The organism is Helicobacter sp. CLO-3 (genome assembly GCF_001854545.1).
Lineage (GTDB): Bacteria > Campylobacterota > Campylobacteria > Campylobacterales > Helicobacteraceae > Helicobacter_B.
This window is the reverse complement of the sequence record NZ_MLQN01000055.1, coordinates 1-7629: the sequence shown is the minus strand read 5'-3', so window position 1 is coordinate 7629 and position 7629 is coordinate 1. Positions and strand designations below refer to the sequence as shown.

Genomic DNA, 7629 nt, shown 5'->3' with positions numbered 1-7629 from the left:
ACGAGGATTATTGATATGTTTTTATATGTCTGATTGCATACAGAATCTAGACATTCTCTAAGATACTTTTCGACATTGTAGATTGGGATGATGATGGCGACTTTTGGGTTTGTGTTGGTGGGTTGGGTTTGCATATGCTGTCCTTCAAAATATTTTAGCAAAGTTTAAGACCGCAATAATATCACATTATTTTAGAATCCCAAAGCCCCGAGAGCCTAAAACCCAAATTCATAATAAAGCCTTATGATATGCGTTTGGTTTTTGGGCTCATAGAGCCTCACGACGCTTCCGGTATAGTCTGTGAGCGTGGCAGGGTCAGAAGCCTCGATACTCCAATAATCATACGACACGCCAAATCGATTGACAAAGCCCTGCGCGCTCACAAACGACGCGCCAATCTTCCCACTCGCGCCAAAGCCATGCTTTTGCAGCGTATCAAGCGAGCCGCTATTGCCAGCACCTGTGCCATTTGTGAGATGATTGCCTAGCAAAAAGAGATTATACCCGCCTTTGTAGTCTAGACTCCAGCGCCGCCCGAGCACTATCTGCCCCTCTAGCTCAAGCGGGATGTATAGATAGCCCTGCATACGCGGAAGTATATATAAATTCGTCCAGTTGAAATAATACCCCAAACCACTTTGCAGATACGCGCTCGCACGCTCGGTAAATGCGAGCAGATCATAGCCTGCGCGAAGCTTGGAGTCAAAAAAACATATTAGCCATGCTAGTTTTTAGCGCTTGGCCATCGCGCTCGGCATTGCCAGTATCAAGTATGCCGCCGGTGTATGTTCCAAACGCGCTATTGATATCCAGCCAAAAATCAAGCCTAAGCCCGCGCGAAAACACATATCCTAGATTCCCATATATGCCTAGCGGATTCATATCTAGATGCATCACTTCATTGCCGCGCCTATCCACCTCGCCATAGTAATAATACCCCGTAGTTACGCCGATGGCTTTATAGAATCCATTTTTGATTATCGGGCTTTCTTGAGTGCTTTGCGCGTGTAGCGCGGTGTGTAGCGCGCAAAAAGTGGCTAGAAGCAAAAATATTTTCGCGCATGTTTTGGCTAGATTCTGGGTTGGTTTTTGGGCTAGTTTATCGATAGTTCCTATCTGCATATTTCTCATCCACATATTTTTTATCCATTTATTTTTCATGTTGCACCCCCTAGAATCCCACGCCGATTTTTAGCAGCACACTTAGCGCGCTGCCTTTGGGGAAATACACGCTAGAGCTCATACTTGGCAAAAATGAGTCATTGAAGCTTGGCGAATCCGCATTGGTAGTTATCGTGGCGGTGCTACTTTGTGGCAGGGCGGTGTATTTGGCGATGAGGCGGGTGAAAAATCGCGCGCGACGACTTAGCTTGTATGAAAATCCTAGCCCCGCTTTTAGCGCGTAGGTGGCGGTGAAATCGCTTTTTGCTTGGTTGGATTCTGGTGTGAGAAATGTGTAGTTCATCATCATCAAATCCACGCCCGCAAGATAGTAGAATCCAAACTTATCCGCACCAAAACTGCTCGACCCGCCAGCGCCAGCGCCATTTGCGCCCGCATATCCGCTCATCAAGCCCGCCCCGCCCGCGTCATAGAATCCGCCGCTGCGATATATGATGCCCTCCACTTCTATGGGGATGGTGATGCTTGAGGTTACCGCGGAGACATCGCCGATTGCGCCCATTTGCATGGTGCCTGTTTGGATTCCGCTATTTATGTAGATACTTTTGCTGTGGCTTTTGGATGCTAGGTTTAGCCCTAGCTTCAGCCCGAAATCGATTTCGGTGTAGTTTTTTGCGCCGGCGTAGCGCATGTTTGGGTTGGTCACGCTTGGGTTGGCGATGACGAAGCCTTTGGTTTTGTTGCTCATCGGCGAGGAATGTATGTCAAACAAAAGCCCAAGCTTAAAAACATTGCCAAACACATATCCCGCCTCGCCGCCCATACCGCTAGGCAGCGCGCTGGAGCTGGTGGCGGCGTTTTGCAAAAAGAGATAGCTCATATCTATGGTGCCCTCACCATAGAATCCTTTGCGCGGCTCTAGTGCGCTGGAGTGGGTCGCGAGCGCGCACCAAGCAAACGCGCCAAGTAAGAGTGCGGCAAATGTGCGCGAGGGGCGTAAAGTGTGTGATATGTATAAAATGTGTGATGCGCGCAAGGGGCGCGAAGTGGGCGATGTGTGTAAAACGCGCAAGGCGCCAGAATCTAAAACCGCTCGATAAAGCGGGCTTTTATAAAAAGCGCTTAAAAACGATGCTTTTAAAAACTTGTTTGGCATTGGCATCCTTTTGGATTTGGGATTTGGATTCTGCGACTATAGATTCTAAGGATTCTCGCGCTCGCTTTAGCCGCTGGCGCGTTTTGATTTATTGCCGCGTTTGATTTGCCATCGCGCTTGATTTGGTGGCGCGTTTGATTTGCTTATATATAGCGATGCAAACCACAAAAGCCGCATTATATATCGACAAATCTAATGACACTTCAACAAGGCTTCAGCAACACCTCAAAGCGATGCCTCAAAACGACACCTCAATGACACCACATCCAGCACGCGCGCAAATCACGCCGAAACCAGCTTCAGCCCCACGCTACAAGCCAAAATCAGCGCGACAAAAACTAGCTTCATCACACTTTTTTTCTCGCCAAAAAACAGCACGCCCACGATGACGCCACCGCCCGCACCGATGCCCGTCCATATCGCATACGCCGTGCCAGCAGCGATGTCTTTCATCGCCAGCGACAAAAACCCAAACGACACCATAAAAAGCAGCAAAATGCCCAGCAAAAATATCCTTTTGCCAGTCGTCACCAGCTTATTCATCGTGATGACGCCCAGAATCTCCATGCACCCAGCAAGCACCAAAAACACCCAACTCATCGCGCGCCTCCTAGATTCTCGATGTCATCCAAGCCTAGATTCTCGCTTAGCGCGTCCGCTGTTTTGTCGTCGTTTTCGCGGCTGGCGAATTTGAGCCCTATCACGCTTAGCACGAGCAAGGCGATGAGGCTTAGCTTCACCCATGAAAATGGCTCGCCAAAGACTAGCATCTCGCTTATCACCACGCCCGCCGTGCCTATCCCCACAAACACCGCGTAGCACACGCTCACCTCTAGCGCTTTGGTCGCCAATATCATGCAATAAAACGATATGAGGATGCCTACACCTGTGAAAATGTAGAGCGGGAAGCTGTCGGCGTGCTTTAGCCCGCTCACCCAAAAACACTCAATAAATCCGCCAAAAATCACCAGCGCCCACGCGATATTTGGCGTGATGGGGGATTTTGCTTTGCCAGCGGATTCTGGCTTACCGGGAAATTCTGGTTTGCTTGTGGATTCTATTTTGCCGGAAGATTCTGCCTTGCCAGCGGATTCTGCTTTGCTTTGGTTTTGGTTTTTCATGCGACGCTCCTTTTGGTTGAGTTTTTTGTGAGTTTTGATTTGGCTATTTTGCTTTGGGATTCTGTTTGAGCGCAAGATTCTGCTTTTTTGCTGTGGATTTTACTTTTGGATTCTGCCTTGTTTGTGAATTCTACTTTACCGGAAGATTCTGCCTCGCCAGCAGATTTTATTTTTTTGAGAGATTCTGCATTACTTTTGTTTTGTGCCATGTCTCGCTCCCTTTTTGGCGGTTTTTGTTTTTTGTTTTGATTAGTTTCGCTTTATTTCGCTTGGTTTTGTCTGATTTGATTTGGGCGCTTTTGATTGGCTTTTCGCAAAGATTCCAAAACTCGCGCAAATCATGTCATTTTTGCGACTTTTAGTTTTTGACCGGCTAGTCTTTTTTGGTTAATCTTGTTTTTGGTTTATTGTATTTGGTTTGTTTTGCTCGTTTTTGCCTGATTCTACTTGGCCAATCTCGCTGTTTGCTTTATTTTTGTCTATTTTTACTTGGCCGGCCTTTTGTTTGATTTATTTTATTTTAGAATGCCCTAAAAACGCCAGCAAAATTATGCCAATTTTGCAATTTAGTTTATTGGCTAGCTGGCCTTTTTTTGGCATTTTGCTTATTTTTGCTTGGCTAGTTTTTTGCTGCTTGATTTAATTTATTTTGCTTGGTTTTGTTTGGCTTATTTTTATGTATGACTTGATTTGCATGCTTGCGCTGTGACTTAATTTGCGCGTTTGCACTCTGGCGTCTTTGATTTAGCCTCAACCCAAAATGCACCAAATACGCCCCCAACCAAAGCGCAAGATTTTAATGCATTTTGACAAACATTTGGTAATACTACCGCCATGCACCGCACGACAGATAGCGCAAATCAGATTCTGCAAGCAATTTGTAATTTTTCAATCGTCATTACTTAAGAGGCTGACGCTTTACTTCGGATTCTATGAATCCTCACAATGACGAAAATAAGCCAACTTAGATTCTGCAATCAATTTGATATCCGCAAATCGTCATTACTAAAGAAGCTCGCTCTGCTCGCTTTGTGAGGAGTGAAGCGACGAAGCAATCCATCTAAAAAAGGGGTGAATTCTGAATTTATGACAGAATCTAATTTTAGACAGAATTGAGCCTTAAGCTCTACGCGATGTCTTTATGGATTGCTTCGCGGGCAAGCCCGCTCGCAATGACAGAAAACGCAAATAGTGGCAAAATCGTCATTACTAAAGAAGCTAACGCTTTGCGAGGAGTGAAGCGACGAAGCAATCTATTCAATATTAAATGATTAATAATAGCAATCCCAAAAATCCACAGGGATTTTTGCGTAAATCGAGATAGCGACGCGTCAGCGCCAAACCTAGATTCTGGCGGATTTGCAAAATTTGCCAGAATCCAAAATTTGCTTTGCAAATTTTCAGTCAAATCAAATATTCGCGCGTCAGCGCATATCCTAGATTCTGCATAGATTCCACATCGAGAATCTATGCAGAATCCAAATCCCAAACTAGGCAAAATTTTTTAAATCCCAGAACAAAAGCCTTCTTTCGTCATTGCGAGGATTCGCAGAATCCGAAGCAATCTATAAAAGAAAAAAGGATTTTAGATTCTCACTTTATGACAGAATCCAAATTTTGCTAGATTCTGCGCTTTTTTTATAGATTGCTTTGCAGGCAAGCCCGCTCGCAATGACGCAAAAAACAAGCAGTCGCAACCCGTCATTGCGAGGCTTGCGCTAGCAAGGCGAAGCAATCCATCTAAAGAAAAAGGTTATAGATTCTCGATTGTGGCAGAATCCAAATTTTGCAAAACTCGCATTTTATAGATTGCCGCGCCGCACAAGTGCGGCTCGCAATGACAAAAAGCGGGGCTTGCAGAAGTTGCGCGTTGGATTAGAAATCCACGCAGGGATTAGAATCCGATTGGGAATCCGCTTTATCGCGCGGGGCTAAATCCAGCGCGTTTTGGAGGTCAGCGGGATTAACCCAGATAGGGACTTGCCCCGCATAGCCCGTATAGATTATAGGTCTATGCGTAGCGTTAGCCAGTAGTTTCTGCTTGGCAGTATTCTTTGGTAGCGGTTTTGATATCCGCCATTTACAGTAACTGCACCATTATTGGAAGTGGTATCATACAGCGTATAATCCACAAAATTCACATCAAAAATATTATTTGCCGCAAATGTCGCGCTAATATTTTTGGTAAATTTATAACTCAAAGCAAGATCCACCACTTGATAGTCTTTATACCACATGCCTACGACCTCGCGGACATTTGATCTAGCGTTTGAGCCCGCTGCTTGCGTTGGTGTGCGGAATCTACCTTGCCAGCGGATATATGCACTAAAGCCTTTGTATCTATATTCTGGCTTTATGGTGAAGTTGTGTTGAGGGATAGAGTTCACCGGTTCGCCGATGAGTGCGCCGCTTCTTTGCTCGGTGTATGTGTAGGCATAGTTGGCATCCATGGAAAATCCATATATCGGCTTCACCTTTAGTCCCACTTCTGCGCCTGCTGCTATAGAACGGTCTATGTTTCTTGGCTGGGTGCATGTCCCATTTGCTCCAGCTACGCTGGTGCAGAGGTCAGAGCCTGTTATGGTTAGCGTCTGGATTTGGTTACTAAAATCGGTGAAAAACCCTGTCATGATAAGCGAGCCATAGCGGTTTTCCATAGATGCGCTTAGCTCATAGTTCCAGCTGGTCTCTGGGAGCAAATCTTGATTGCCAAATGCGTAAGTAGTGCCGGTAGTCGGAGGAGTGTATCCATTGTATAGATGCGATAGATTTGACACGATTACACCGCTTGCCACACCAGCTTTTAGCGTTAGCCAATTGGTAGGATTGACATTGACATAAAAGCGCGGGTTTGGTATCGCACTAAAAATATCAGAGTAGTTGTAGCGCAAGCCCAAGGTGGTAGAGATGTAGTCATTGATGACATATTGTCCTTCTGCAAACACGGTGTATTGATTCATAGCGCGCTCGAAGCTAGTGCTGCGGTTTAGCAGATTTTCCCAAAAATAATAAAACCCGCCATTAAATATCAATGCGCCAAAGCGGTTGAAATCAAAGGTGTTTTGATATGCTGTTTGTAGCACTATATCTTTGTTTTCTCTCATAGACCCAGCCCAATTGACAGAGTCGCCGCTCACACGCCCAGGATACAATCCACCAGCACCGCTTGTGCCTGTGCCTCGATATGGGTTATCTTGCACATGGTTTGCCCAAAGTGTTTGGGAGTATTGCAGATAGGTAGAGATTTTCCCCCAATTATAATCAGCCTCGTGGCTTAGTATGTGGTTGAATTTGTAAAAATCTCTAATGCTTGCAAATTGGTTTTGGCCAGTATTTAGCGTCCCTGCGCGCGTATAATACGCCTCAGAATCTAGATAGAGATAGTTGTGCGAATCTGGCGTCCATGCGAGCCTGCCGCCTACATTCCAGCTAGTATATCCAGCGGCGGAGTGCGAAGTGTAGGGGTTGGTGCTGGTGCTATTATGTCCTTCTGGACGGCGAAATGAGTTTTGGTCACCATAGCGATAGCCACCGCGTAGGTTTAGAGATAGCAGGTTTTTGATAAGGGGCGTGGTGACATAGGCATTGCCGCCAAAAATGTTGCCAAAGGTATCTGGGTGCTGGGAGAATCTGGATTCTAGCTGCATGCCAGAGGTGGTTTTGTCGGTGTGCTTTTTGGTGATGATGTTGATAACGCCGCCCATCGCATCGCTCCCATAGATGACGGATGCGGGTCCGCGGATGACTTCGATACGCTCTATCATGGAGAGTGGAGGCATAAATGAGGTGAATGTCCCGCTGAAGCCATTGGCATCAAAGCCTTGTGCGACATTTTGGCGTTTGCCATCGATGAGGATGAGCGTGTAGGCGGAGCCGAGGCCTCTCATAGAGATGGTGTTGCCGCCGGTTTTGCCTGCCTCGACATAGACGCCGGGGACATCTTGCACTGCATCGCCGATGTCGCGGATAGGGCGAGAGAGGATGTCTTCTTTATCCACGATGCTAATGCTCGCTGGTGCGTCGCGCAGGCTTTGCGCGTAACCGGAGGCGGTGACGACTTGTCTAGCGAGGTCGCGCGTTTCGAGGTCATCGTTATTTGTGGATGCGCTTGTGTTTTGGCCGCTCGTGCTGTCGGCTGGCGTGGTCTCGGCTATGGTTTTGGGGGTGTCGGTGTTTGCGCTTGTGTCGCTTGCGCTCGCGCTGGTTGCATTGCTGGCGCTGGTTGTGTTG

At 46.7% G+C, this 7629-nt stretch carries 10 protein-coding genes; 1 reads left to right on the top strand and 9 read right to left on the bottom strand.

The genetic code is table 11. The features are described 5' to 3' along the window. From BKN38_RS10460 to BKN38_RS09750, 4 genes are all read right to left on the bottom strand, one after another. Nucleotides 1-134: glycosyltransferase family A protein (locus BKN38_RS10460; protein WP_143000286.1), on the bottom strand; the 134-nt coding region annotated here is incomplete at its 3' end. 81 nt (nt 135-215) lie between these two features. Continuing rightward, nucleotides 216-632: a hypothetical protein gene (locus BKN38_RS09760; RefSeq protein WP_143000285.1), complete on the bottom strand. Its 417-nt coding sequence runs from the start codon at nt 630-632 to the stop codon at nt 216-218. Nucleotides 633-702: 70 nt separating this feature from the next. After that, on the bottom strand, nt 703-1161 hold the full coding sequence (locus BKN38_RS09755) for a hypothetical protein (protein WP_066458268.1): 459 nt from the start codon (nt 1159-1161) through the stop codon (nt 703-705). A gap of 10 nt (nt 1162-1171) precedes the next feature. After that, nucleotides 1172-2002 (bottom strand): hypothetical protein, encoded by an 831-nt coding sequence (locus BKN38_RS09750; protein ID WP_143000284.1) that lies wholly within the window; start codon nt 2000-2002, stop codon nt 1172-1174. A 28-nt stretch (nt 2003-2030) separates the two neighbouring features. On the opposite strand from BKN38_RS09750, the gene BKN38_RS10800 reads away from it, so the two are divergent. Beyond that, the gene (locus tag BKN38_RS10800) at nt 2031-2222 is read left to right on the top strand and encodes a hypothetical protein (protein ID WP_143000283.1); all 192 of its coding nucleotides are present in this window, start codon (nt 2031-2033) and stop codon (nt 2220-2222) included. 338 nt (nt 2223-2560) lie between these two features. Here the strand turns inward: BKN38_RS10800 and BKN38_RS09745 are convergent, their stop codons facing one another. The 5 genes from BKN38_RS09745 to BKN38_RS09725 form a co-directional block, all read right to left on the bottom strand. After that, nucleotides 2561-2878 carry a multidrug efflux SMR transporter gene (locus BKN38_RS09745; RefSeq protein WP_066458272.1) on the bottom strand — a complete coding sequence of 106 codons (318 nt, stop codon included), beginning with the start codon at nt 2876-2878 and terminating at the stop codon, nt 2561-2563. Continuing rightward, a complete protein-coding gene (locus BKN38_RS09740; RefSeq protein WP_082942690.1) occupies nt 2875-3399 on the bottom strand; it encodes a multidrug efflux SMR transporter in 525 nt (174 codons plus the stop codon). Before BKN38_RS09740 ends, BKN38_RS09745 begins: the two co-directional genes overlap by 4 nt. After that, the gene (locus BKN38_RS09735) at nt 3396-3608 is read right to left on the bottom strand and encodes a hypothetical protein (RefSeq protein WP_066458274.1); all 213 of its coding nucleotides are present in this window, start codon (nt 3606-3608) and stop codon (nt 3396-3398) included. Before BKN38_RS09735 ends, BKN38_RS09740 begins: the two co-directional genes overlap by 4 nt. Nucleotides 3609-4525: 917 nt before the next feature. Next, the gene (locus BKN38_RS09730; protein ID WP_143000282.1) at nt 4526-4897 is read right to left on the bottom strand and encodes a hypothetical protein; all 372 of its coding nucleotides are present in this window, start codon (nt 4895-4897) and stop codon (nt 4526-4528) included. A 505-nt stretch (nt 4898-5402) separates the two neighbouring features. After that, nucleotides 5403-7629 (bottom strand): TonB-dependent receptor domain-containing protein (locus BKN38_RS09725; RefSeq protein WP_371113563.1); only part of this gene is annotated, 2227 nt, incomplete at its 5' end.

Excerpts from the sequence above, each read along its gene's own strand:
- BKN38_RS09755 (WP_066458268.1), bottom strand. The coding sequence starts at position 1,161 with ATGAAAAATAAATGGATAAAAAATATGTGGATGAGAAATATGCAGATA.
- BKN38_RS09750 (WP_143000284.1), bottom strand. The coding sequence starts at position 2,002 with ATGAGCTATCTCTTTTTGCAAAACGCCGCCACCAGCTCCAGCGCGCTG.
- BKN38_RS09745 (WP_066458272.1), bottom strand. The coding sequence starts at position 2,878 with ATGAGTTGGGTGTTTTTGGTGCTTGCTGGGTGCATGGAGATTCTGGGC.
- BKN38_RS09740 (WP_082942690.1), bottom strand. The coding sequence starts at position 3,399 with ATGAAAAACCAAAACCAAAGCAAAGCAGAATCCGCTGGCAAGGCAGAA.
- BKN38_RS09735 (WP_066458274.1), bottom strand. The coding sequence starts at position 3,608 with ATGGCACAAAACAAAAGTAATGCAGAATCTCTCAAAAAAATAAAATCT.